Below are 24347 nucleotides of genomic sequence, written 5' to 3' on the forward strand. Positions count from 1 at the left end.
GGAATTAGCCGCTCCTGCGCCAATTCCCGAGCCTTTGAGACTACCGCCATGCCCTCGTCTGTCACTTGACGGTGCAGTGAGGACAAGGCTATCTAAGGCCGGCTCGGCTACGTTCATGCAATACAAGCGTAGCTGCCAACGTGTAGCCCACCATTTAGGATGAGGCGTCATATTTTGGGTGCCCAAGAGTCGCCTGTCGCCGGTGACCGCTCCTGGCCGATATGTACCATTCAAAGATTACAGCAGATCAGCCATCCGCTTCACTTGCAAGTTTAGGGCTGAGTGCCGCGCAGCACCCATCACCCCACCCCCACCCCCGCATACAACCCCCGCGTAAACGCTTCCTCAAACACCGAATACCCCGACCAATCACTGTGCGCAAAATGCAGGCGACCAGTGCTTGGGGTGGGCAGGGCTTGGAGGCGTTCGCCGTTGATCTGCGTTGGGCGCTTGGCGCTGGTGGCGGGGTGGCCGATGCGGCTCAGTACGGTCTGGGTGCCGGGGCGGGGGATGGCCATCGCGTGGCCGTAGCGCATGACCTCGACCTGGGTGGTTTTTTCGTAGATGTCGGCGTGCGCGCGGGCGAGCGTCGCCAGGGCTTGGTCGCGGGCGGCTTCCCAGCTTTGGGCCAGAAGGTGTTGGCGGGCGGTGCGGGCGCTGGCGCCGGGCTGGTTGCCGCCCAGCGCGCGGTAGCAGGTCAGCACGGTGGGCAGCTGCTGCATGGCATTCAGGCGCTGGTGGCCGGCGTTGACGTAGCCCAGGCCGCCGTGGGCCACATCGTCATACAGCACATTGTCCCAGGCCAGTTCGGCGCCGGGGCGGTCGCGCAGCGGGGCGCGAATGTGCACATTGGTCACCTGCCAAGGCGCCCAGTCCAGCGCCTGCACGGCGGCGCGCAGAAAGTCGGGCGGGTCCTGCACCACATGGGCCGCGATAAAGGTCGGTAGCGCCACGATGCAGTGCGCGGCCTGCCAGCGTTCGATGCTTTGGCTGGCGTGGTTGAAGCTGTCGATCTCCACGCCCTGGCGCGTCTCGGCAATGCGCATCACCGTGTGGCCGCTGTGCAGCCAGCCGGCGGCCTGCACCGGGGCGGTGAGCTGCTCGCTGAGCCAGCCATTGCCCTGCGGCCAGGTCAGCACGCTGTCATGCGCGTCGTCTGGCATGCCTGGCGCTTGAAAGCCGTGGCGGCTGGCAAAGTAGTGCAGGCCGGCCCAGGCCGATACCTGGGCGCAGCCGGCACCAAAGTCGTCCTGGCAGGCATAGTCCAGGTACCAGCGCAGGTGCGGGTCGTCCAGCTGCTGCTGGGCCAGCCAGGTGTCAAAACGGATGGCATCCAGCGCCTGGTGGGCGGGGGCCAGGCCGCCTTGGGCCTGCCAGCTGCGCATGGTTGGCATGCTGAAGGGCTGGGCGCGCATGGCCTGGTCCACCAGCTGGGCAAAGCGCTGGTACTGGGCCAGGGTGCTGGCGGCCACGTCCTGCGTGGGCAGCAGGCCTTCCTGCCATTCGCCATGGATAAAAAGGCGCTCCTGCGGGCTGAAGCACAGGTACTCGTCCTTGTACTGCCAGCGGCCGGCCACGCGCTGGCGCACGCCCAGCTCTTCAAGCAGGTCCTGCACCTCGGGGGCCTGGTCGCCAGGCACCGGCAGGTAGTGGGCGCCCAAGGGGCAGCGCAGGCCTTGCACGGTGCCGCCACGGCTGTTGCCGCCGGCCAGGTCTTCCATCTCCAGCAAGGCCACATCGCTGGCGCCTGCCAGGCGCAAGGCGCGGGCGGCCGACAGCGCGGCAATGCCGCCGCCGGCAATCAGCACCTGCACGCGGTGGGTTCGGCTGGGCGCGGGCAGCGGCAGGCCTTGCGCCAGGCGGTCGCGCATCGCATGGCCGCGCTCCCAGGCCTGGCCTATGAAGCCGCCTTGGATATGGGCAGCGCTGGTGCTGGGGGGGGCGGGCTTGCAGCCGGCCAGCGCGCTGCTGCCAGCCAGCGCGGCGGCGCCCTTCAGGACGGAACGGCGCTGCATGGCTGGGCGGTTCGCAGGGGGCTGGGGGTGGAAGAAGGCCGTCATATCAGTGCGCCACCTTGCCCCATTCGCGCTCATAGGTGTGCACCAGCACCTGGTTGGACAGGCGGTTCACCTCGGTCGGCACCCGCGCCATGTCGGGCGGGAAGTCAAACAACAGCGGCAGGCTGGGCAGGCTCAAAAAGCGCATGCCTTCGGGCAAGGTGCTCGGCAGGCTCCAAGGGCGGCGGCTGGCTATCACAAAGCCCCATTCGCCAAAGCTGGGCACATGGGCGTGGTAGGGCGTGGCCTGCATGCCCACCGATTCGACGGTGGTCACCACGGTCCAGAAACTCTGGCGCGCAATCAGTGGCGAGGTGGTCTGGATCACCGCAAAACCGCTGGCGGCCAGGTGCTGGCTCAGCATCGCGTAAAAGCTGTTGGTGAACAGCTTGCCCACCGCAAAATTGGTCGGATCGGGAAAGTCCACGATGATCACATCGAACACCTCGTCGGCCTTCTGCAGCCACTGGAAGGCATCGGCATTGATGATGCGCACCTTGGGGTCGTTCAAGGCATTGCTGTTGAGCGCCTGCATGCTCGGCACGTTCTTGAACAGGTCGGTCATCTGCGGGTCCAGCTCGACCAGGGTCACCGATTCGACCGAGGGGTACTTGAGCACCTCGCGCACGGCCATGCCGTCGCCGCCGCCAAACACCGCCACCTTGCGCGGTGCGCCAAAGCGGCTCATCACCGGGTGCACCAGGGCCTCGTGGTAGCGGTATTCATCGCTCTGGGCAAACTGCAGGTTGCCGTTCAGGTACAGGCGCGCGCCGCGCTTGCCCTGGGTCACCACAATGCGCTGGTAGGGCGTCGTGCGGGTCAGCACAATCGGTTCCTGGTAGAAGTGGTCCTCGGTCAGCGATGTGAGCCGCTCGGCACCCACCAGGCCGCCCAGCAAGGCGGCAATCACCAGGCCGCAGGCCAGCACATGGCTGCCAAAGCGGCGCAGCTCTTCCTTGAAGAGAAACAGCGCCCACACCGCCACCAAGGCATTCAGCAGGCCAAAGACCAGCCCGGTGCGGATAAGGCCCAGGTGCGGCACCAGCAGCAGCGGGAAGGCCAGCGACACCGCCAGCGCGCCCAGGTAGTCAAAGGTCAGCACCTTGGAGACCAGATCGCGCAGCACCACATTGCGCTTGAGGATGCGCATCACCAGCGGTATCTCCAGCCCCACCAGGGTGCCCACCACCAGCACCGTGCCATACAGCATCCAGTGGAAGGCGCTGGGCACATAGGCGTTGATGATGGACAGCACGGCAGGCAAGGCCCCGCCCACCAGCGCCACCATCAGCTCGATGCGCAGAAAATGCGCCGGCAGCTCGCGCACCAGGTAGCGCGACAGCCAGGAGCCGATGCCCATCGCAAACAGATAGGTGCCGATGATGGTGGAGAACTGCAGCACCGAGTCGCCCAGCAAGTAGGACGCGAGCGCCGCTGCGGCCAGCTCGTACAAGAGGCCACAGGCAGCCACCACAAAGACGCTGAACAGCATCGCCACTTCCAGCGGGCTGGCGCGCCGCACGCCGCTTTCCGGCAGGGCGGCGTGGCCAAACTCCAGCGCGTCATCGCGGCCTAAAGCGCCTTCGGGGCGCGGGCTGGGCGATGCTGGGGGGGAAGCGTTGGCAGAGGGGTTGTCAGGGCTGGAGGTCGACACGGGCGAACAGTGCAGGGACGGTGCCAGGCGCGCGGGCACCAGCAGCGTGGGCTAACAGGGAAAAAGGGCCAATCGCCCGCGCAGATGCCAGGCGCTGCAGCAGCGGCCATCCGTGGCCAACAGCGGTCATCAACGGGCGACAGCGGTAGTGGCCATGCCAGCCGCAGCAGCTGGCGTGGCACGAACGGGTGCTAGCCGATGGCTGCTGCCACGATGATGCTGATGCCCAGGCTCATCGCCGCCACCACCACGCCCAGCGCGAGGTTCTGCTTTTCCACAATCTCGGCCCACATGTCCACGGGGGTGATCTTGTCGATGATCAGAAAGCACAGCCAGAAGACCACCACGCCCACCATGGCGAACAGGATGGAGCCAAAAAACGCCGCAGGGCGGAACCATTCCAAATCCATCACAACTCTCTCCTTCGTCAAATGCGCGCCCGGGTTGGGCTCTGCGCAGTGCTGTTGCCAGCCATTGTTTATTTGTGGCTGCCGCCGGAGCTGTAGCCACCCCAGGAACCGCTGGACGACCGGCCGCTGCCCGTGCTGCTGCTGCACTTGCTCACATAGGTCGGGTCGGCGGCCAGTTTGCGCCGCTCCAGCGCAGTATCGCAGCCCTTGGGCCACAACCAGATCAGCAGGAAGAACAGCAGGAACAGGCCGATGATGATCGGCATGCAGCCCAGCTTGGGCACTGAAAAGCTGCTGGTCTCGGGTTTGAACAGCGCCAGCTGGTCGCTCATGCCAAAGGCGGCGGCGACCGACTCGGGCGTCATCTTGCGGCCCAGTGACCAGCTCAGCTCGCGCGCGCTTTGCTCCAGGTTCAGCAGCTGCGCGCCATCCTTGCCCCGGGCAAAGTCCACATTGTCGGTCTTGTCGCCCCGGGCGACTGGCCAGTAGAACTCGCCCAGCACATAGGTGGTCTCGGCGCGGTAGCGCGATTGCAGCTGGTAGGTCTGCTGTTTCCAGGTCGCCGTGCTGCGGCCTGCGCGGTAGTCGGGCGCGCCGGTCAGGGTCTTGACCAGGCTCCAGCCTTCGCTGCTGTTGACCAGGAACTGGAAGCCCTGCTGGCTGTGGTAGAGCAGGTACTCGTCCCAGCCAAAGTATTCGTCGTCATCGGGTTCGATGCCCATGCGGTGCTGAAAGCCCACCAACTGCCATTTGCTGCCAGCCAGCGTCGCTATCTTGCCCAGCGGCACCAGGGGCTTGACCGGGTCTTTCTGCATCGCCGCGCGCAGCTCGCCGCCAATGCCTTGCGAGACATCGATGAGCGAGCCGCAGCTCGGGCAGGTCAGGCTCTGGGTCGTGTCCAGCTTGATGTCGACCCGCGCCGCGCAACGCGGGCAGTTGAAGTGCCGGCCCTGGTCCTTCTTGTTCGACGTGGGCCGCAGCCCGGCGATTTTCAGCGCGCCCAATTGCACCGGCGCGCCCAGGTAGACCGCAGGGGGCTGCTCGCTGTAGTCGATGGACAGCACCTTGTCGTCTTCGGTGCGCAGCTCCACCACGGTAAAGGGCTTGCCCAGCTCGGGCTGGTGCGGCATCTCGCCCTCGGCCGCTATCAGCTGGGCCAGCACCACGCTGGTCACGCTGTACTGCACGCCGCTGATCGCAATGCGCTGGCCCGGTTGCCAGCGGTCGGCGGGGGGCAGGTTCTTGGCGGGGGCCTGGCTCGCGCGGCTCAGCACAAACTGGCCGTTGTCCTCGCTGATGACGGCGGTCTCGCCACTGTCGCCCAGGGCCAGCCATTCGTTCCAGCTGCCGGTCTCCCCCTTGTACTGCAGCCGGCCCACCAGGCGAAAGCCTTCCGGCTTGCCCTGGCTGCCCTTGGCAAACTGGCCGGTCTGGTTCAGCTTGAGTGGGCTGTAGTCGTTGAAGACCTCGGCCATCTTGCCGATGCGCTTCAGGATATCGCCATTGCGCACGATGGCGCTTTGGCAATACGGGCAGACGGCGAAGGCGGACTGGGCGCTGGCAAATTCCACAGGCGCACCGCAACCCGGGCAGGGTGCCGTATAGCTGCGTTGCTGGTCCGTCGTCATAGGTCGTCTGGCTTGTTATGAAGGTGTTTTTGTTGGCGCCCGGTCGGCAACCGCACCGCATCATAGCGCAGGCCTTGGCGCGCGGGCCGTCTGCCCGTGACGGCAGGCATTGCGCTGACCTATGCTGTTTTTAGCGAGGATTCATTGGCCTTTGTCATTGCTAATAAATACCATTTACAGAACTGTCATTGATTTCGGGCCGCTAACACGACCCAGCAAACCAAAGGTTTGCGGTTGAGACTAGGCGCCAAGCCGCAGACAGTACAGTAGTACGGCAAGGCTTGGCAACGACGTATCAAGGGTTGTGTTAGTGGCCCTCATTGCAAGAAAGAACCCGCCATGTCCTCTATCCGCCGCAGCCTGCAAAACAACCGCCAAACGCTGAAGAAGACCGCCAGCTACTACCTGATCCACATCACGGTGGCCGCAATGGTGGCGTACGCCGTCACCGGCAACCTGATCGCCTCGCTCACCCTCAGCTTACTCGAACCCACGGTGCAGGCCTTTGCCTTTTTCTTCCATGAAAAGGCCTGGCAGCGCTGGAATGCGCGCTCGTCCGCTGCAGTAGCAACCGCGCCCGTAGCGGTGCAAGGCAACTGACACGCCCCCTGACAGCTGGGTCAGGATGTGCGACAGTAGCGCATTGCCGCTACCCACAGGATGCACCGATGACCCCCTCCATCTCGCGCAAGCGCTTGTCCTTCGCTGTCTGGCCCGCCGTCTGTGTCGCCGTGCTGGCCTTGCAGGGCTGTGATGTGGTGGCGCCCATTGGCAGCAATGCCGTGCTGTCGGACCAGATGATTGCCGAAAAAACCGCCAACTACTTCAGCAGCACCGAGGCCCATGTGCAGGTCTTTGGCTTTGACCGCCAGCGCGAATCGACGCGCTACCAGGCGAGCTTTCAGGGCAACAAGTACAACTGCTCGATCTATATGAACCAGGTGCGCTGCGACCCGGCTGGTCAATAAGTTCGGCCCTCAGCTGCGCAGCGCCTCATCATCGGCGCGCAGCAGCGGCGCCGGGTTGGGAAAGATGTCTTGCCAGACCGGCGCAAAGGCCTGCTCGCCCACACCGGGTGCGTCGCTGAAATCGGGCAACGCCAGCAGGCACAGCTGCAGGTGCAGATGGGGCAGCCACCAGCCGTTTTCGGCAAAGTCGCCCAGCTGGGCAAACTCGCTGCCTGTGGCAATCTGGTCGCCCGGCTGCCAGCGCTGGGCCGATGCATGGCTCAAATGCCCCCAGATGCTGAAAAACTCAGGGTGCGCAGGGCCCTGGTGGCGCAGCACCAGCATGCCGCCATAGTCCAGCCGGATATCACGCACTTCAGCCACCACCACTTCCGCAGCCAACGGCAGCCGCAGCGTGGTGCCCGCTGGCGCAAACAGGTCCAGGCCCAGGTGGCAGTCGCGCATCGCGCCTTCCAGCCGGGTGGATGCGTAGTTGCTGCTTTGGTAGACGCAGCGCTGCTCCATCCAGTGGCCCACACCCATGTCAAACCTCTGGCGCTGCTGCAGGGCCTCATAGGCGCGGGTGGCGCCCTCGCGGTCCATGCTGGCGCTGGCGGCGGCCACGGCCGAGTCGGGGCTGCGGAAATCGATGTGCCCCATGCGCGCCTGCGCCAGGCCGGGCATCACACCACTCCAGCTGCCGCGCTGCTGTGCCACCCAGGCATGGAAGGCGGCAGCCTCCGGCACGGCGCTGAGGCCGCTTTGGTGGCGTGCAATGGCATCGGCAATGGGGTCGGTCTGTGTGTCTGCGGTGGTCATGGTTGTTGGAGTTGGCAGTGCTGCTCTATGGTATCGGCCAGCGCATGCTGGTTCTGCTCGCGCAGGCGCTCGACAGCGCCGCGCATATCGGCCGGGCGCTCGTCCTGGCCCAGCTTGAACTTGGCTTCACAGCGCGCCACCGGCATCTCATAACCCACAATGCCGGGCAGGCGCCGTTCCATGCCGCCGGGGCCCAGCTCGCCGCTGTCCCAGGGGCAGCAGCGGCCACGCTCCATATGGCCCACCAGGTCCTGCAGGTGGGCGACGAGTTCATCTTCTTCGAGCATGCGCGGCGTGCCATGCAGGTGCACCACCTGAAAGCCCCAGGTCGGCGCGCTGTCGCGCTGCGGGTAGTTGGGGTACCAGGACGGCGAGATATAGCCGCCCGGGTCCATCAGGATGGCGATGCTGGGCAGCCCCTGGCGCAAAAAGCGCACATGGTCGCTGGCCGATGCCACATGGGACACCACTGTGCCCAGCGCGCCACGCGTGGTGTCGAGCCGGAACACCGGGTGGGACAGCGCAACGCCTTCGCTGTGCGGCGTAATCAAGGTGCCCAGCACCACGCGGTCGACCAGCTCCTTGATCTGCGCGGGCTGCTGGGGTTGGTAATAGGGTTTGGTGTAGAGCATAGGGGTCTGGAATCAAGCGTGGACGGGGGGCAGGCGTTGGTCCCAGGGCAGGGCCTGCTCCAGCTGCGCGGCCAGCTGCAGCAGCCGGCTTTCTGCGCCATAGGGGGCGATGAACTGCATGCCGATAGGCAGGCCGCTGGCGCTTTGCCACAGCGGCACGCTCATCGCGGGCACGCCGGCCGCATTGGCCGGGCGGGTGAAGACGGTGGCATCCATGAACTCCTGCATAAAGTGCTGCGCATCGGGCTGGCGCACATCCAGCGCCTGCAAGTCCTGGGGCAGGGTCGGCATCACCGGGCAGAGCAGCAGGTCATAGCGGCCAAACATCTCGCCCAGGCGCCGGGCGATGCTGTTGCAGGTATTGCGCGCGGCCAATAGGTCGACAGCACCCAGGCGCCGCCCTTGCTCGGCCAGGCCCAGGTTCACCGGCTCAAAGAACTCCGCCGTCGCTGGCTTGCCGGTGCTGCGCACCAGGTCACCCACCTCCAGCGCGGTATAGGCGGCAATGATGCGGCTAAAAGCAGCGGCCAGGTCGGCGTGCGAGAAGTTCCAGTGCGCCTCTTCGGTCACATGGCCCAGCTCTTGCAGCAGGCGGCGCGTGTCCTGCAGGCCTTGCAGGATGCTGCTGTCCAGCACCTGGCCCGGGCTTGCATCCTGCAGCACGCCAATGCGCAGCTGGCCGGGCGGGCGCAGCAGCGCCTGGCTGAAGGCTTCGGCCTTGGCGGGCGCGGCATAGAGCGAGCCGGGCTCCAGCGCATCAGTGAGGTCCAGCATCAGCGCCGAATCGCGCACACTGCGCGTGAGCACATGGTGGCTCACGAGGCCGCCCCAGTTCTCGCTGGAAACGGGGCCGCAGGCCACACGGCCGCGCGAGGGGCGCAGGCCAAACAGCCCCGTGCAGGCTGCTGGTATGCGGATGGAGCCAGCGCCATCATTGCCATAGGCCAGCGGCACCATGCGGGCGGCCACCGCCGCAGCCGAGCCCCCCGAAGAGCCACCGACATTGTGCGCAGCACTCCAGGGGTTCAGGCTGCGGCCATGCAGGCTGGGCGCGGTCGCCACATTGGCCGAGAACTCGGGCAGATTGGTCTTGCCGACAATCACCATGCCCGCCTGCTGGTAGCGGTGCACGAGGGTGTGGTCGGTGGTCGAGACATGGCCCAGCGCTGCGCGCGAGCCATAGGACATCGCCGCCCCGGCATAGCTGGGGCAGTCGTCCTTGAGCAGCACCGGCACGCCGCGCAGCGGCGCATCAGCGGGCAGCTGGCGCAGCTGTTCTTCTGCCTGCGCGCGCATGGTCAGGATCACGGCATTGAGCTGGGGGTTGCAGCGCTCGATGGCGTCAAAGGCATGGTCCACCGCCGCCTGGGGCGTGAGCGCACCAGCGCGGATGGCTTGGGCCAGTGCCGTGGCGTCGGCCAGGCGGTAGTCGGTTGCAGAAAAAGACATACAGGGTGTGAAACGCAGAGAGCGGAATGCGGGGAAAGAGGTGTGCGCGTGGCAGAACCAGAGCGTTCTGGCCACGCGCAGAGGCTGACTTAGGGCGCGGCGCGGGTTACGCCCCAGAAGCGGTGGGTGCCGGCGGGCCAGCCCTTGTAGCCCTTGATGCTGGGCGCCATCGCGGTGACGACGGGCAGGTTGTACAGGCCGATGATGGGCACCTCTTTGGCCATCAGCGCATGGAGCTGGTTGAACAGGTCCTTGCGGCGGGCCGGGTCGCGCTCCATCGCCACCTGCTTGAGCAAGGCCGAGGCCTGCGCATCGTCCCACTGGCGGGTCGGTTCGGCCTTTTTGTCGCCAATCAGCGACTCGTACATCAGCAAGGGATCGAGCCGCGCCGAGTAGGCAAAGATGGCCAGCTCGTACTGGCCCTTGCCATACAGATCGAGCTGCGAGGCCCAGTCACGCACCTTGATGTCGATGTTGATGCCGGCCGAGCCCAGCAGCGCCTGCAAGATGGTGGCCAGCTGCACGCGCTCCTGGCGGTTGGCCACCAGCAGCGTGATGGGCTGGCCCTTGTAGCCCGCCTGCTTGGCCAGCGCGCTGGCGCCCACCGGGTCATAGCCCGGCCAGGCCTTGCTGCGCTGGTCGTAGTAGGGGCTGAGCGGCGATATCACCGAGGGGTTGGGCGTGAACAGGCCCTTGCCGGCGGCCTCGGCCACATCGGGCAGGCTCAGCGCCTTGGCAATCGCCTGGCGCATGCGCACATCCTTGAGCGCCGGCGCCTCGGTCTGCACCTGCAGCACCACCCAGCTCGGGGTGGGTTGCACCTCCACCTGCACGCCCTTGTCCTTGAGCACCTTGATGGTGTCGGGATCCACATCGTCGATGACATCGAGATCACGCGAGAGCACGCCGTTGGAGCGGGTGCTGGCATCGGGCACGGTCACAAAGCGCAGGGTGGCAATGCTGGCCTGCTTGTTGCCGGCATAGCCATCGCGCGCGCCGGGCAGCGCGCTGTAGTCGGCAAAGCGCTTGAGCTCGGTGTAGCGGCCGGTCTGCTTCTCGGCAAAGCTGTAGGGGCCGGTGCCGATCACCTGGCTGACGCTGCCGTTGGCGGCCACGGAGTCGGGGTGGATGATCCAGGGCGTGCACTGGATGGTCGCCAGGGTCATCAAGAAGTTGGGCGCGGGCGCCGAGAAGCTAAAGCGCACGGTCTGTGCGTCGACCGCCTTCACCTCCTGCAGCGCCGGCCCGATCTTGCCGTTGTAGCGGTTGATGCACTGGAAGTTGGTCTTGGGATCGAGGTAGCGCTTGAAGTTCCACACCACATCGGCGGCCGACAAGGTCTTGCCATTGTGAAAGCGCACATTGGGGCGCAGCTTGAACTCGTAGCTGGTGCTGTCGTCATTGGCCTTCCAGCTGCTGGCCAGCATGGGCTTGATGCTTAGGTCCTCGCCATAGGCCACCAGGCCCTCGACCACATGGGCCATCACCATGTCGGAGTTGGCGTCGCGGTTAACGCCGGGGTTGACGCTGGCGATATCGGCATGCAGCGCCACGCGCAGCATATCGGGGACGCCGGCGGCCTGGCTGTGGGCACTGAGCGCGCAGGCTGCGGCAAGCAGCGCGGGCGACCAAAGAGAGCGGCTGGTGGGCATGGTCTTCCTTGTGGTGGTGGGGACGGTGGCGTGGGGGCTTGGGACAGGTTCTTACACCGGGGCGGCCTGCGGCGCGCGCAGGCACTGCTGCAAAAAGGCCTCGACCGGCTCGATGACCTTGAAGGGCTCGTGCGCAATGCCGGGCACGGTGTCGCGCTGCACGCGGATGCCATGCGCGGCAAAGCTGTCGGCCAGCGCGGTGATGCGCTCGATGCGGTTGTCGCCCTGCAGCTGGGCGCCATCCATCCACAGCGCGCTGTCGCGCGGAATGGTGATCTCCCAGGTGGCGGTGTCGGCCGTGCCGATGATGGTCTGCACGGCTACCTCGCGCATCGCGGCCAGGTTGAGGCTGCGGCCAAAGCGCTGCTCGATATCGCGCACGCCCACCCACCAGTCGTAGTCGGTGTTGAGCAGGGTGACCACGCCCGGCGCGCCAATCGAGACGGCCTGCAGGCGCTCGGGGTGCAGCAGAAAAAAGCGCTGACAGAATTGCCCGCCGCCCGAGAAGCCATACATCAGAAAGCGCTGGCTGCGCAGGCGGTACTTGGCCGCTACCTCATCGACCATGGACAGCAGCACCTGGTCATAGCGGATGCCATGGAAAAGAATGCGCTTGTAGTTGGCCAGGTCGCCCGCCACGCCAATGCCGGCGGGGAAAAGCGGCGCCAGCACGATGCAGTCATTGCGGTCGGCAAAGTCGGCAAAGCGGTCGCGGTACTGGCTGGCGGTGCGGCCGGTGCCGTGCACGATCACGGCCAGGTCATAGCGCTTGTCCTCGCTCTCGCTGTAGTTCTTGGGCACATAGAGGCAGTAGCTGAAGCGCTGGTCGAACTGGCTGGCAAAAAAGGTGGTGGCGCCAAAGTCGTAATAGCTGAGCTTGATGCCGTGGCCCTGGCGGGCGGGAGGGGATGACATAGAGGACTCCTGAAAAGTTGCTGAATTTTTAGGCAGGGCAGGCGGCGTTGTCCGCAGGGGCGTTGGCCCGGCCCTCGGCATGGCGCCAGCGCAGGTGCACGCCGCCATCGGGCGTCGCCTGCAGCATCGGGATGGCATCGAGCAGCTGGCGCGTATAGGGGTTCTGCGGCTGGTCAAACACGGCGTCGCGCGTGCCCTGCTCGGCAATCACCCCGCCTTGCACGACGATGACCCGGTCGGCAATCTGCTCGACCACGCCCAGGTCGTGGCTGATGAACAGGCACGAGAAGCCATAGCGCTGCTGCAGCTCGGCCAGCAGGTCCAGCACCTGGGCGCGCACCGTCACATCCAGCGCAGAGACCGCCTCGTCGGCAATCATCAGCGCCGGGCGCCGCACCAGCACGCGGGCAATGGCCACGCGCTGGCGCTGGCCGCCCGAGAGCTCATGCGGGTAGCGCGTCGCAAAATCGCCGCCCAGCCCCACATCGACCAGCGCCTGCTGCACGCGCTCGCGCTTGTCGCTGGCGCTCAGGCCCTCAGCCATGCGCAGCGCCTCGGCCACCAGGGCCTGCACCGTCATGCGCGGGTCGAGTGAGGAGTAGGGGTCCTGGAAGACCATCTGGCAGTTGTAGCGGTAGTCCTTGAAGCCCGTACTGCCCGGCAGCAAGGGCTGGCCCTTGTAGCGCAGGCTGCCGCTGGTGGGCTTGAGCAGGCCCGACAGGATCATGCCCAGCGTCGTCTTGCCCGAGCCCGATTCGCCGACCACAGCCACCACCTCGCCGGGGAAGATATCCAGGCTGATGCCCTTGAGCACGCGTGCCGGTGCCCCCTTGCGGAACCAGCGCTGGCGGCCGCCAAACTCCAGCACCAGGTCGCGGGCGGACATCAGCGGCGCTGTGCGGTCGATCTGGCGCGGTGCGCGGCGCTGGGGCAGGGTGCGCAGCAGCTGGCGCGTGTAGTCATGCGCGGGGGCGGCCAGCACCTGGGCAGTGGGGCCGGTCTCTACGATGTCGCCCTGCTTCATCACCACCATGCGGTCGGCATAGCGGGCCACCATCGGCAGGTCATGGCTGATCAGCAGCACGGCGGTGCCGTTCTCGCGCGTCAGCTCCAGCATCATCTCCATCACCTCGCGCTGCACCACCGCATCCAGCGCCGTGGTGGGCTCGTCGGCAATCAACAGCGCCGGGCGCAGCAGCATGGCCGAGGCGATCATGATGCGCTGGCGCATGCCGCCCGAGAACTCATGCGGGAAGGCGGTCAGGATGCGCTGGGTGTCGCGCAGGCCGACGCGCTCGAGCATCGCATGGATGCGCGGCATGTGCTCGTCGCGCGCCTGGGGCAGGTGCATGCGCAGGCCTTCGAGCAGCTGCTCGCCAATGCTCAGGGTGGGCGTGAGCGAGGTCATCGGCTCCTGGAACACCATGGCCACGCGCGGGCCGCGCACAGCGCGCAGCTGGCGCTCGTTCATCGCGTAGAGCGACTGGCCGTCCAGCAGAATGTCGCCCGCGCTGCGGCTGATGGCATGGGGCGTGAGCCGCATCACGGCGCGGCTGAGCATGGTCTTGCCCGAGCCCGATTCGCCGACGATGCCGACAATCTCGCCAGCGGCCAGCTGCAAGGATGCATGGCGCACCACCAGTTTGCCGGCGCCGGCCGAGAGGCTCAGGTTCTGGATCTGCAGCAGGGTAGGGGATGGGGTCATACGCGCCTCCGCATGCGTGGGTCGAGCCGGTCGCGCAGGGCGTCGCCGAGCAGGTTGATGCCCAGCAGTGCCAGCGAGATCGCCAGCCCTGGGAAGATTGCCAGCCAGGCCGCCTGGCTGACATAGGATCGGCTGCCCGCCAGCATGTTGCCCCAGGTGGGTGCGGGGGGCGCCACGCCCAGGCCCAGAAAGCTCAGCGAGCTCTCGGCCAGAATGATCCAGCCGCACATCGAGGTGGCCATGACGATCACCGGTGCAATGCAGTTGGGCAGCACATGGCGCAGCAGGGTGTAGGTCTCGGAGTTGCCCATGACGCGCGAGGCGCGCACAAAATCACGCTCGCGCAGGCCCAGCACCGTGCCGCGCACCACCCGCACCACCGATGACGCATAGGCCAGTGCCAGTGCGATGATGATGCCGGTGGTGCTGGCGCCAAACACCGCCAGCAGGCCCAGCGCCATCAACAGGCCCGGGAAGGCCAGCAGCGCATCGTTGATGGCCATCAGGATGCGGTCGGGCCAGCCACGCAGATAGCCACTGAGCGCGCCGATCAGCACACCAAAGAAGGTGGCCAGAAACACCGTGCTGAGGCTGATGCGGATGCTGGTGGCCGTGCCGCGCATCAGGCGGCTGAGCACATCGCGGCCCAGCTCGTCGGTGCCCATCCAGTGTTGCCAGCCGGGCGCTGCCAGGCGGGTTTTGAAGTCGAGCTTGAGCGGGTCATACGGCGTCCAGAACGTGGCCAGCAAGGCCACGACGACCACCACGGAGACCAGGCCAGCGCCCAGCCAGAAGGAGAGGGAGCGGCGGTTCATGATGCGGCCACCCTGGGGTCAAAGATGGGGTAGAGCAGGTCCACGAAGAGGTTCACCAACACATAGATGCTGGCGATGAAGAGCAGGCAGCCCTGGATCAGCGGGTAGTCGCGGGCAAAGATCGCATCGACCAGCAGACGGCCCAGGCCCGGAATGGTGAAAACAGTCTCGATCACCGCCACCCCGGCGAGCAGGTTGCCCAGGATCAGGCCCAGCAGGGTCCAGGTCGGGCCGAAGGCGCTTTTGAAGGCATGGCGCAGCATCACCGTCATCTCGCTCAGGCCCTTGGCGCGGGCATGGGTGATGTAGTCCAGGTGCAGCACTTCCAAGGTGGAAGCGCGGGTCATGCGCAGGATCACGCCGATCTCGTGCAGCAGCAAGGTGGTGATCGGCAGCACCAGGTAGAGCAGCGCCTGCTGCGGGTTCTCGCCAAAGGCGACAAAGCCTACCACCGGAAACCAGCCCAGCTTGAGCGCGAAGAACATCAAGAGCAGCAGCCCCATCCAAAAGGCTGGCAGCGACAGCAGCAAGGTGGCGGTGGCCACCAGGGCCAGGTCGGTGATGCGGCCCTGGCGCCAGGCGGCCAGCATGCCCAGCGGCACGGCGACCAGGGTGGCCAGCAGCACGGCAGGCAGCACGATCTGGGCGCTGACGGCAAAACGCTCCCAGATCAGCGCAGCAACCGGTTGGCGGTTGGAGATGGATTGGCCCAGATCGCCCTGCAGCACATGGCTGGACCAGACCAGGAACTGCGTGGGCAGGCTGGCGTTGAGGCCCAGCTGCTCGCGCAGGGCCGCCAGCGATGCGGCATCGGCCGAGTCACCCAGCATCAGCGCTGCCGGGTCACCGGGGATCAGGCGCACCAGAATGAAGACGGCCAGCGCCACGATCACCAAGGTCGGAATCGCCATGCCGATGCGGGTGGCAGCGAATTTCCACATGGCGCTCAGTGCTCCAGCGCCGCAGCGGCGGCGGCAGACGGTTCAGCCGCGCCATCGCCATGCAGGCGGTAGGTGGTGAACTGGCGGTTGATGGCCGGGAGCGGCGCAATCTCCATGATGCCCAGCGCCGGCTCCATGACGATCATCGCGACGGTGGCGGTCAGGTTGCCGCCATCGGCGGGGCGCGGTGGGCGGCAGACCGCGTACGGCGAGAGGAAGTCGTCAAACAGCGCCTTCTTCAGCGATTCGCGCGTCAGCAGGCGGCCTTGCTCCTGCAGGATCTTGCGCACCCGCCAGTCGCGGTAAAAGCTCTCGGGCACATGGGGGATGCCGGTGTCGCGCAGCTTGGCCAGCGCCACGGGGCTGACCCAGTGGTTGGCGTGCACGATCATGCCGTCCTCGGGGTAGAGCGGGAAGGCCTCGTCAGGCGCGCATTCAAAGTCAATGCCAAAGCCCGCGGCCGATGCCACCATGATGTTGTTGGAGCAGGACTTGGGCGTGGTGGCCACGGCCTTGGCGGCCAGCGCAAAGTGTTCCTGCTCCAGCACCTTGCGGCGGATCAGGCCCAGCGGAATGCCCAGCTTCGTATAGTCGCGCTCGCATTCCAGGTAGTTGGCGGTGATCGAGATGCCTGCAGCGTTGAGGCCGCTGCGGGCCAGGCCGCCGGCTTCGACAAAGGTCAGGTAGTCGGGGCCATGGTCCTGGCGCACGCGCAGCACCACGCCGGTCTCGGCGCATTCGGCGCGCCAGTCCCAGTTCTGGCCATGGATCAGGTTGCCCGAGGCGCTGCGCTCGGGCAGCAGCATGGCGCCGGTGCAGCCGTCGTCCAGCTCGTCATCGACGGGCTTGGTGGACTGGGCGCGCGCCAGGGCCACCACCTCGGTGCGGGCATTGATCATCACGATGTCGTCCAGCGCAACGCCCGAGCCCTCGGCAATGCCGCGCATTTCTTTGAGGTAGTTCTCGTCAAAGGCGGCGATCTTCTGGGCGTACTCGGCGATCAGCGCGGCCTTGTGTGCGGCACTGATGCCGTACTTCTCCAGCGCGCCGCCGTAGAGCGCTGCGCTGCGGGCAATGCGGTCTTTGAGCGCCGCGCCATACTGGCGCCCTCGGGCTTGGGGGGCGCCAGACAGCGTGACGAGTGGAAACGGCGACATCTTTTTCCTTTTGTGTTTTGTGAACTTTTAATACATTAATTTCCTGGTCATTGACTGTCAATTTGTTTTTTATAGAATCAAACAAAACTTAGGGAAACTACGATGAAGGATGCTGCCAAGACGGGAAGCCTGGCGCGTATGCTCGGGGCTGGCCGGCAAAAACAAGATGCTGCGCGCCGCCGCCATTGCCACCGGATTGCGCAGGCGCGGGCCGCAGCAGCACTACCCAGGGGAGAATCGGTTTGAAGCAATCGCTGAGTTCTTTGCAGATCGACGTCGCGCGCCAGCTGACGGCGCTGATGCATGGTGGCCGCTGGCGCGTGGGCGACCGCATCTCCGACCTGCACCTGGCCAATGAGCTCAAGGTCTCGCGCACGCCGGTGCGCCAGGCGCTGATGCTGCTGACCGCCCAGGGTCTGGTGGCCTACCACCCAGGCCGGGGGTTTCGGGTCGAGCGCGTGCCCGATGGCGACGATGCCCTGGAGCAGCTGGTGCCCCCTTCTGAGGCCGAGGCGCTGTACAGCCAGATCATGAACCACCGCGCCAGCGGCCAGCTGGCCGGCGAAGTCTCCGAGGCGCAGCTGGTGGAGCTGTTTGGCGTGACCCGGGGCGCCGTGCGCCGCGTGCTGATGCGCTTTGCCGCCGAGGGCCTGACCGAGCGCCTGCCCGGCCACGGCTGGCGCTTTACCGAGAGCCTGGACAACCCCCAGGCCGTGCATGAGAGCTATGACTTTCGCTTGATCGTCGAGTGCGGCGCGCTGAAGATGGCGGGCTTTGCGCCCGACCCGGAACAGCTGCAGCAGCTGTTCCGCGAGCAGTCAGACATCTTGCAGATGCCCGTTGAGCAGCTGCGCCAGGATGTGTGGTTCAAGGCCAATGCGAATTTTCATGAAACCTTGGTGTCCTGGTCGCGCAACCGCTTTTTGATCGAGTCGGTGCGCCGGCAGAATTCGCTGCGCAAGATCTCGGAGTTTGCGCATTTCAGCCACCTGAGCGAGCAGCACATCCGCCAGGCCTGCACCGACCACCTGGGCATTCTGAAGGCGCTCAAGGAAGGCGATGCCGACTATGCCGCGGCGCTGCTGCGCCGGCATATTTCGCGCTCGGCAGAAATCTAAAAACAGGGCCTAGGTTTTCTCCAGCTCGGGCTTGGGCGCGCGCAGCTCGTTTTCGCTCATGCCCCGGCGCCAGTAGGCCACGATCAGCTGCTCCTGCTTGCCCAGCCCCAGGCTGTCTACGGCCCAGGCGCGCAGCGCCTGCGCGGTGGCAAATTCGGCGCCTACCCACAAAAAGCGGCTGGCGCCTTCGGTGGCTTGTGCGGCGCTCCAATCCAGTGCTTGCACGGCCTGCTGCAGCTGCGCGCCGCTGCCGGCTGCTGCGCCTGCGCGGTACAGCCAGTGCCACTGCATGCCGGCTGGCAGGGGTATGTCGATGGCGTCCTGCGGGTCCGCTATTTCGCAGACCACATGGCCGCGTGTGCTGGCGGGCAACTGCTCTGCGATGCGGGCCAGTGCGGGCAGTGCGCTGTCGTCACCGGCCAGCACCATCCAGTCGGCCATGCGGGCTGTGCGGCCGCCGGGCTTGAGGATCTCGACCCGGTCGCCCACCTGCGCCTGCTGGGCCCAGCAGGCACCCGGGCCGGCATCGGCATGCAGCAAAAAATCAATCTCCAGCCATTGCGCATCGGCATCGAAGGCGCGCACGGTGTAGACGCGTGTGCTGCTGGCGCTGTTGTCTTGCGCATCCAGCGCCGACGGAAACACCAGGCGGCAGTGGATGTTGTCGTGCTGGCAAAAGGGCGCCAACTGCGCGCCGGCAAAGCGGATGCGGCGGTAGCCGGCAGAGGGGGAGGCGAGGGAGAGAACCTGGAGCGTGGAAGGCATGCCGCAGTCTAGAGACGGTACGAAATCGTACGAAAGAGGTGGCCGCTGGCCACGCGCGGGCGGCCAGCATCGGAAGGTCTGGCGGCCATTATGCGGGTGCGCCCTCCCTCATCCCGTCTCGCGCGGCGCAGCCCATGGCGCCGCTGGGGGCTCAGGCCTGGCTCAGATCAAACCCACCCGCTGGTTTCTCACCCGCCAGCACCTGCAGCAGGTTGCTGGTCGCCAGCTCGGCCATCGCGTGGCGAGTCTCGTGCGTGGCCGATCCGATATGCGGCAGCGCCACCACCTTGGCATGGGTGCGCAGGGGCGATTCGACCGGCAGTGGCTCCGTGGCAAACACATCCAGGCCGGCGGCGCGGATCTGGTCGGTATCGAGCGCATGCAGCAACGCGGCCTCATCGACAATCGCGCCGCGCGAGCCGTTGATGACGATGGCGCTGGGCTTCATCATCGCAAAGGCGTCAGCCCCCAGCAGGTGCTTGGTCTCGGGGGTCGATGGCACGACGGAGACGACAAAGTCTGCCTCGCGCAGCAGCGCATCGCGCGCCACATAGTGCACATGGCCGGCCAGCGCGCCCAGTTCGCTCTCGGGCACCACGCTGCGGTTGTTGTAGAGCACGCGCATGCCAAAGCCCAGCGCCGCGCGCCGTGCCAGTGCCATGCCGATGCGGCCCATGCCCAGAATGCCCAGCGTCTTGCCATGCACATCCCAGCCGAACAGGTCTTCGCCAATATTGCGCTGCCATTGGCCCGAGCGCACATACATCGCCAGCTCCGGAATGCGGCGGCTCGTGGCCATCAGCAGCGCAAAGATGGTGTCGGCCGTCGTCTCCGTCAGCACGCCCGGTGTGTGGCACAGCACAATGCCGCGCTCGCGCAGCGATGCCAGCGGGTAGTTGTCCACGCCCACCGAGATGCTGGAGATCACCCGCAACTGCGGTGCCTCGTCCAGCAGCGCATCGGTGATCGGGTAGCTCGACCCGATCAGTGCCTGGGCCTGGGGCAGCGCTGCAAAAAAGGCATCGCGCTGCGCGGCGACGCGCGGGTTGGCCACGGTCACGTCATGCGCGGCTTGCAGGCGGGCCAGTTGGTCCTCGGGCAGTTCACGAAAAACCAAAATCTGGTGGCGGGTGCTGCTCATGGCTGCTCCTGGATGCGTTGAAATCAATAGCCGGCGGCGGTCAAGGCTGCGCGGGTCGGCAGGCCTTCGGAGTCGCCCAGCACCTGCACCTGCAGCGCGCCAATCCAGCAGCCGCGCTTGACGGCATCTGCCACCGAGCGGCCATCGAGCAGGCCGCTGATAACGCCCACCGCAAAAGCGTCGCCGGCGCCCACGGTGTCCACGACCTTCTCGACCGGGCAGCCGGCCACATAGCCGGTGCCGGCCTGGGCGTCATCGTAATAAGCGCCTGCTTCGCCCAGCTTGACGACGACCAGGCTTGCGCCTTGGTCGCGGTAGAACCGGGCCACCGCTTCGGGCGTCTTGTGGCCGGTCAGCAGCTCACCTTCGGCCAGGCCGGGAAAGACCCAGTCCGCGCCAGCGGCCAGCGCATTGATCTCGCGGCGCATCGTGGCCTCGTCCTGCCACAGGGTGGGGCGCAGGTTGGGATCGAAGGAGATGGTGCTGCCCGCAGCGCGGGCGATCTGCAGTGTGCGCTGGGCAGTGGCCAGGCTGGTCTGCGAGATCGCGGCAAACACACCGGTGGCATGCAGGTGGCGGGCCGAGGCCAGCCAGGGCTCGTCGATGTCGGCCGGGGTCATCAGGCTCGCTGCCGAGCCCTTGCGGTGGTATTCCACCTGCGGGTCGCTGCCATCATCGCTACGGCCCTTGATCTGGAAGCCGGTCTTTTGCGCCGGGTCCAGCACCACATGCTCGCAGTGCACGCCTTCGCTCTTCATCTGGTTGATCAGGTAGCGCGCCATCGAATCGGCACCCAGGCGGCTGGCCCAGTGGGTGTTGAAGCCCAGGCGTGCCATGCCGGTGGCCACATTGATCTCGGCGCCTGCAATGCGTTTGGTAAAGAACTCGGCGTTCTCCAGCGGGCCGGCGCGGTCGGCAATCAGCAGCATCATCGCTTCGCCAAAGGTGGCGACGTCAAAGGTCTTGGTGGTCATGGCCGTGTCTCTCTTGGGTGCTGTTGGCTTTTGGTTTGTTGGGAGCTAATCAGGAGGCCTTCGCCTGCAGTGCCGTGGCATCGCGCAGCACGGCCAGCTCCTGCTGGGTGACGGCGACCAGGTCGTCGCCGATCAGCGGGTACTCGATGGCGCGGGGTGCATCGCTGGGCAGCGCGCGCAAAATCGCGCGCCAGGCGGCGGCCGATTCGGCCAGCGGCACGGCCACCCATTTGGCGGGCAGGCGTTGCACGCCCTTGGCATGCACATAGGCCACGCGGCTGCCAAACAGCTGGGCCGCTTGCAGCGCGCATTCGCCCAGGTAGTGCCAGTTGCCCATGTCAAAGGTCATCGGCAAGACCAGGCCCGCGGCATCGGCAGCAGCAAAAAAGCGCTGCAGCGCCTGCACCGTGCCGGCGGCCGTGGTCTGGTCGTTCTCGATCAGCAAGGTGAGGCCCGCGCCATCGATGGCGCTCTTGAGCGCCGCAAAGCCCTGGGCCGAATGCGCGACGGACTGGCTGGCAAAGCCGCCGATCGACATCTTGAGCCAGGTGGCGCCCAAGGTATGGCTGGCTGCTATCGCGTGTTGCACGGCGGCGGTGTTCAGGCTGCCATCCATCGCAAACAGCGGCTGGGGGCAGGAGTAGACCAGGTCCAGCTGGTGCGCGCGGCCATAGGCGGCCAGTGCGGGCAGTTCCTGGGCGGCATTCAGCAGCAGCTCTTCGCGCACTTCATAGCCGTTGGCACCGGCGCGGTGCGAGAGCTGGGCAAAGTAGAGCTGGCCGTGGCGGCGCACTTCGGCATTGCCGAACGAGGTGAGGGAGATCAGCGCGGGCGAGCCCGCGTTTTGCAAAGACAAGGCCATGGTTTTCGTATTTTTTGGCCGCTTACGCCCGTATACCAAGCGTTGACAGCTATTGATAAGTGAGCAAACAATCTGCAGTAACTTCGCACGTTCTCAAAAACTGGCGCGGCCCATCGGCGCACACCTAGCAAGGGCCTCGCCGGCCGCACCGCCCCGCAGCTCAGGGACGGCGCGAAGCGCCTCAGGGGGTGTCAGTGATTACTCAGAATTTGGCCCAGGAACTGCTGGGTCTTGGGGTGCTGCGGGTTGTCAAAGAACGCGGCCGGTGGGCCTTGCTCGATGATCTTGCCATCGGCCATGAAGATCACGCGGTCGGCCACGCTGCGGGCAAAGCCCATTTCATGGGTCACGCAGAGCATGGTCATGCCGTCTTCGGCCAGGCCAATCATGGTGTCCAGCACTTCCTTGACCATCTCGGGGTCGAGGGCCGAGGTGGGCTCGTCAAACAGCATGATCTTGGGGGCCATGCACAGCGCGCGGGCAATCGCTACGCGCTGCTGCTGGCCGCCCGACAGCTGGCTGGGGTACTTGTCCGCCTGGTCCGGAATGCGCACCCGCGTCAGGTAGTGCATCGCGCGCTCCTGCGCCTCTGCCTTGCTCAGGCCGCGCGAGCGCATTGGCGCCAGCATGCAGTTCTCGACAATCGTCAGGTGCGGAAACAGGTTGAACTGCTGGAACACCATGCCCACTTCCTTGCGGATGGTGTCGATCGCCTTGCTGTCACCCGTCAGGTCCGTGCCGTCCACGGTGATCTGGCCCTTCTGGATGGCTTCAAGCCGGTTGATGCAGCGGATCATCGTGGACTTGCCCGAGCCCGAAGGCCCGCAGATGACGATACGCTCGCCGGCACGCACGTCGAGGTTGATATCGGTCAGCACCTGGAAGTTGCCATACCATTTCTCGACGCCTTGGAGGCGAATGATGGGTGCTTGCGAGGGGGTCGTCATAAAGCAGTCGTTTTTAAGATGATTGCAACACTGGCATGCCCGAGCTAAGAGACAGCCAGCAAGGGCCGCCCCGCAGCGGTGCTGTCGTCCCCCTTCCAGGGGGAAGGCGCGCAGCGCCTCAGGGGGTAGCCCGTTCTAGGGTTAGTCCAGCTTGGGCAGGTCGGCGCCCAACCACTTCTGGTACAGCTTGTTCAGCTCACCATTGGCGGTGTTCTTGGCGATAAAGGCGTTCACGGCTTCGGCCACTTCGTCCTGGCCAGGGCGCAGCGCGACGGCCATGTTCTGCTGCAGCAGCTGGAACTTGTTCTCGAACTGGCCAGCCGGTGCGCGCTTGGCGATCTGGGCCGCCACGGTCACCGAGCAGCCGATGGCATCGACCTGGCCCGACAGCAGCGCTTGCATGGCCGATGCGTCGTCGTCAAAGCGGCGGATTTGCGTGCCTTCTGGCGCAGCCTTGGTGACGGCCACGTCCTGGGTGGAGGCACGGGCCACGCCCACGCGCAGGCCCTTGAGGTTTTCCGGGCCCTTGATGGCCGTCTTGGTGGCGCCGTACAGCACGATCGAAGCAGCAGAGTAAGGCTTGGAGAACAGCACCTGCTTGGCGCGCTCGGGCGTGATAGCCAGCGAGGCGATCAGCATGTCGACCTTGTTGGTCAGCAGGAAGGGGATGCGGTTGGGGCCCGTCACGGGCACGATCTCGGCGGTCACGCCCCATTCCTTGGCCAGCAGCTTGGCCACATCGGCGTCGTAGCCGTCAGGCTGGTTGCTGCCGTTCAGGATGCCGTAGGGCGGGAAGTCCACCAGCATGCCGATCGTAATCTTGCCCTTTTTCTTCAGATCGGCCAGCGACTGGGCCGATGCGGTCAGGGGCAACAGGGCGCTGGCAGCCAGGGCGGCAGCAGCGGAGGTGAAAGTGCGGCGGGAAATCTGCATGCTCATGTCTCCTAAGGGTTTATTAACGCAGCAAGAAGGGAAAGGGATTAAACAGGCCAAACGTAAGAAGCACCCGCGTCGTTGCAGCAGGGCCCATCGGCGGGATGCCGAGCAAGGGCCGCCCCGCAGCGAGGGCGTCGTCCCCCTGGGGGGAAGGCGCGTAAGCGACTCAGGGGGGTGTTCATCTGGCTTGGCGCTTCTCAAGGCGGCCGGCCCACAAAGATAGTGGCCAGCACAGGATGAAGTAAACGGCACCGACGACACCGAACACCAGCATCGGCTGGAAGGTGGCGTTGTTGATGATCTGGCCGGCGCGGGTGATCTCGGTAAAGCCGATGATGGCCGCGAGCGACGTGCCCTTGATGATCTGCACCAGATAACCCACGGTGGGGGCCACGGCAATCTTCATCGCCTGGGGCAGCACAACGGCGCGCATGCGCCAGAAGTAGGACAGCGACAAGGCCTCGGCCGCTTCCCACTGGCCGCGTGGCACGGCCTGGATACAGCCCCGCCAGATCTCACCCAGGAACGCGCCGCTGTTCAGAATCAGCGCCGCAGCGGCTGCCACCCAGGGGTTGATCTCAAAGCCCAGAATGGGCGCGCCAAAGAACACCAGGAACAGCTGCAGCAGCAGCGGCGTGCCCTGAAAAATCTGGGTAAAGGCGGTGGCAATGCCGCGCGCCAGGCCGTTCTCGGAGGTGCGCGACAGCGCAATCACCAGGCCCACCAGGGCGCCGCCAATAAAGGCGATCAGGGACAGGGCCACGGTCCACTTGGCCGCTTCCACGATGAACCACAACTCGGGCCAACCAAAAGTACGCATTTC

The 24347-nt window shown here is 65.9% G+C and carries 23 protein-coding genes; 3 read left to right on the forward strand and 20 right to left on the reverse strand.

Annotation, left to right across the window (positions count from 1 at the left end; translation table 11 throughout):
* Positions 1–299: 299 nt before the first annotated feature.
* The 4 genes from WH367_RS15150 to WH367_RS15165 all read right to left on the reverse strand — a co-directional run bounded on the left by WH367_RS15150 (position 300) and on the right by WH367_RS15165 (position 5749).
* Positions 300–2060 (reverse strand): FAD-dependent oxidoreductase, encoded by a 1761-nt coding sequence (locus tag WH367_RS15150; RefSeq protein ID WP_339536712.1) that lies wholly within the window; start codon positions 2058–2060, stop codon positions 300–302.
* 1 nt (position 2061) lies between these two features.
* Positions 2062–3549 carry a polyamine aminopropyltransferase gene (locus WH367_RS15155; protein WP_339536762.1) on the reverse strand — a complete coding sequence of 496 codons (1488 nt, stop codon included), beginning with the start codon at positions 3547–3549 and terminating at the stop codon, positions 2062–2064.
* Positions 3550–3902: 353 nt separating this feature from the next.
* Entirely contained in the window at positions 3903–4121 is a 219-nt protein-coding gene (locus tag WH367_RS15160) for a DUF350 domain-containing protein (protein WP_021027983.1), read from the reverse strand.
* Between the two features lie 68 nt (positions 4122–4189).
* On the reverse strand, positions 4190–5749 hold the full coding sequence (locus tag WH367_RS15165) for a DUF4178 domain-containing protein (RefSeq protein ID WP_339536713.1): 1560 nt from the start codon (positions 5747–5749) through the stop codon (positions 4190–4192).
* A 339-nt stretch (positions 5750–6088) separates the two neighbouring features.
* On the opposite strand from WH367_RS15165, the gene WH367_RS15170 reads away from it, so the two are divergent.
* A complete protein-coding gene (locus WH367_RS15170; protein ID WP_339536715.1) occupies positions 6089–6349 on the forward strand; it encodes a DUF2061 domain-containing protein in 261 nt (86 codons plus the stop codon).
* Positions 6350–6417: 68 nt separating this feature from the next.
* On the forward strand, positions 6418–6717 hold the full coding sequence (locus tag WH367_RS15175; RefSeq protein ID WP_339536716.1) for a hypothetical protein: 300 nt from the start codon (positions 6418–6420) through the stop codon (positions 6715–6717).
* A gap of 9 nt (positions 6718–6726) precedes the next feature.
* On the opposite strand, the gene WH367_RS15180 is transcribed toward WH367_RS15175, so the two are convergent.
* The 9 genes from WH367_RS15180 to WH367_RS15220 all read right to left on the reverse strand — a co-directional run bounded on the left by WH367_RS15180 (position 6727) and on the right by WH367_RS15220 (position 16781).
* On the reverse strand, positions 6727–7515 hold the full coding sequence (locus WH367_RS15180; protein WP_339536717.1) for a peptidoglycan DD-metalloendopeptidase family protein: 789 nt from the start codon (positions 7513–7515) through the stop codon (positions 6727–6729).
* Positions 7512–8147: an FMN-binding negative transcriptional regulator gene (locus WH367_RS15185; RefSeq protein WP_339536718.1), complete on the reverse strand. Its 636-nt coding sequence runs from the start codon at positions 8145–8147 to the stop codon at positions 7512–7514. The genes WH367_RS15180 and WH367_RS15185 overlap by 4 nt, the downstream gene beginning before the upstream one ends.
* 12 nt (positions 8148–8159) lie before the next feature.
* Complete coding sequence (locus WH367_RS15190; protein WP_339536720.1) at positions 8160–9596, reverse strand: amidase; 1437 nt, start codon at positions 9594–9596, stop codon at positions 8160–8162.
* Between the two features lie 89 nt (positions 9597–9685).
* Positions 9686–11248 (reverse strand): ABC transporter substrate-binding protein, encoded by a 1563-nt coding sequence (locus WH367_RS15195; RefSeq protein WP_339536721.1) that lies wholly within the window; start codon positions 11246–11248, stop codon positions 9686–9688.
* Between the two features lie 51 nt (positions 11249–11299).
* The gene (locus WH367_RS15200; RefSeq protein WP_339516994.1) at positions 11300–12163 is read right to left on the reverse strand and encodes an alpha/beta hydrolase; all 864 of its coding nucleotides are present in this window, start codon (positions 12161–12163) and stop codon (positions 11300–11302) included.
* A 28-nt stretch (positions 12164–12191) separates the two neighbouring features.
* The gene (locus WH367_RS15205; protein WP_339536722.1) at positions 12192–13868 is read right to left on the reverse strand and encodes an ABC transporter ATP-binding protein; all 1677 of its coding nucleotides are present in this window, start codon (positions 13866–13868) and stop codon (positions 12192–12194) included.
* Positions 13865–14683, reverse strand: a complete 819-nt coding sequence (locus WH367_RS15210; protein ID WP_021027991.1) for an ABC transporter permease — start codon at positions 14681–14683, stop codon at positions 13865–13867. Before WH367_RS15210 ends, WH367_RS15205 begins: the two co-directional genes overlap by 4 nt.
* Positions 14680–15624 carry an ABC transporter permease gene (locus WH367_RS15215; RefSeq protein ID WP_339536723.1) on the reverse strand — a complete coding sequence of 315 codons (945 nt, stop codon included), beginning with the start codon at positions 15622–15624 and terminating at the stop codon, positions 14680–14682. The genes WH367_RS15210 and WH367_RS15215 overlap by 4 nt, the downstream gene beginning before the upstream one ends.
* Positions 15625–15629: 5 nt before the next feature.
* Positions 15630–16781, reverse strand: coding sequence for a C45 family peptidase (locus WH367_RS15220; protein ID WP_339536724.1), 1152 nt, complete (start codon positions 16779–16781; stop codon positions 15630–15632).
* A gap of 242 nt (positions 16782–17023) precedes the next feature.
* On the opposite strand from WH367_RS15220, the gene WH367_RS15225 reads away from it, so the two are divergent.
* A complete protein-coding gene (locus tag WH367_RS15225; RefSeq protein WP_339536726.1) occupies positions 17024–17899 on the forward strand; it encodes a GntR family transcriptional regulator in 876 nt (291 codons plus the stop codon).
* Between the two features lie 9 nt (positions 17900–17908).
* Here the strand turns inward: WH367_RS15225 and WH367_RS15230 are convergent, their stop codons facing one another.
* From WH367_RS15230 to WH367_RS15260, 7 genes are all read right to left on the reverse strand, one after another.
* Positions 17909–18664 carry a siderophore-interacting protein gene (locus tag WH367_RS15230; RefSeq protein ID WP_339536727.1) on the reverse strand — a complete coding sequence of 252 codons (756 nt, stop codon included), beginning with the start codon at positions 18662–18664 and terminating at the stop codon, positions 17909–17911.
* Positions 18665–18815: 151 nt separating this feature from the next.
* Positions 18816–19805, reverse strand: coding sequence for a 2-hydroxyacid dehydrogenase (locus WH367_RS15235; RefSeq protein ID WP_339536728.1), 990 nt, complete (start codon positions 19803–19805; stop codon positions 18816–18818).
* 23 nt (positions 19806–19828) lie between these two features.
* Positions 19829–20779 carry a sugar kinase gene (locus WH367_RS15240; RefSeq protein WP_339536729.1) on the reverse strand — a complete coding sequence of 317 codons (951 nt, stop codon included), beginning with the start codon at positions 20777–20779 and terminating at the stop codon, positions 19829–19831.
* A gap of 49 nt (positions 20780–20828) precedes the next feature.
* Positions 20829–21641, reverse strand: coding sequence for a sugar phosphate isomerase/epimerase family protein (locus WH367_RS15245; RefSeq protein ID WP_339536730.1), 813 nt, complete (start codon positions 21639–21641; stop codon positions 20829–20831).
* 191 nt (positions 21642–21832) lie between these two features.
* On the reverse strand, positions 21833–22588 hold the full coding sequence (locus WH367_RS15250) for an amino acid ABC transporter ATP-binding protein (protein ID WP_021027999.1): 756 nt from the start codon (positions 22586–22588) through the stop codon (positions 21833–21835).
* Between the two features lie 141 nt (positions 22589–22729).
* Positions 22730–23521, reverse strand: coding sequence for a transporter substrate-binding domain-containing protein (locus WH367_RS15255; protein WP_373604931.1), 792 nt, complete (start codon positions 23519–23521; stop codon positions 22730–22732).
* Positions 23522–23702: 181 nt separating this feature from the next.
* Positions 23703–24344 (reverse strand): amino acid ABC transporter permease, encoded by a 642-nt coding sequence (locus tag WH367_RS15260; RefSeq protein ID WP_116925378.1) that lies wholly within the window; start codon positions 24342–24344, stop codon positions 23703–23705.
* Between the last annotated feature and the right edge of the window lie 3 nt (positions 24345–24347).

This window comes from Comamonas sp. MYb21, assembly GCF_037479395.1.
Lineage (GTDB): Bacteria > Pseudomonadota > Gammaproteobacteria > Burkholderiales > Burkholderiaceae_C > Comamonas.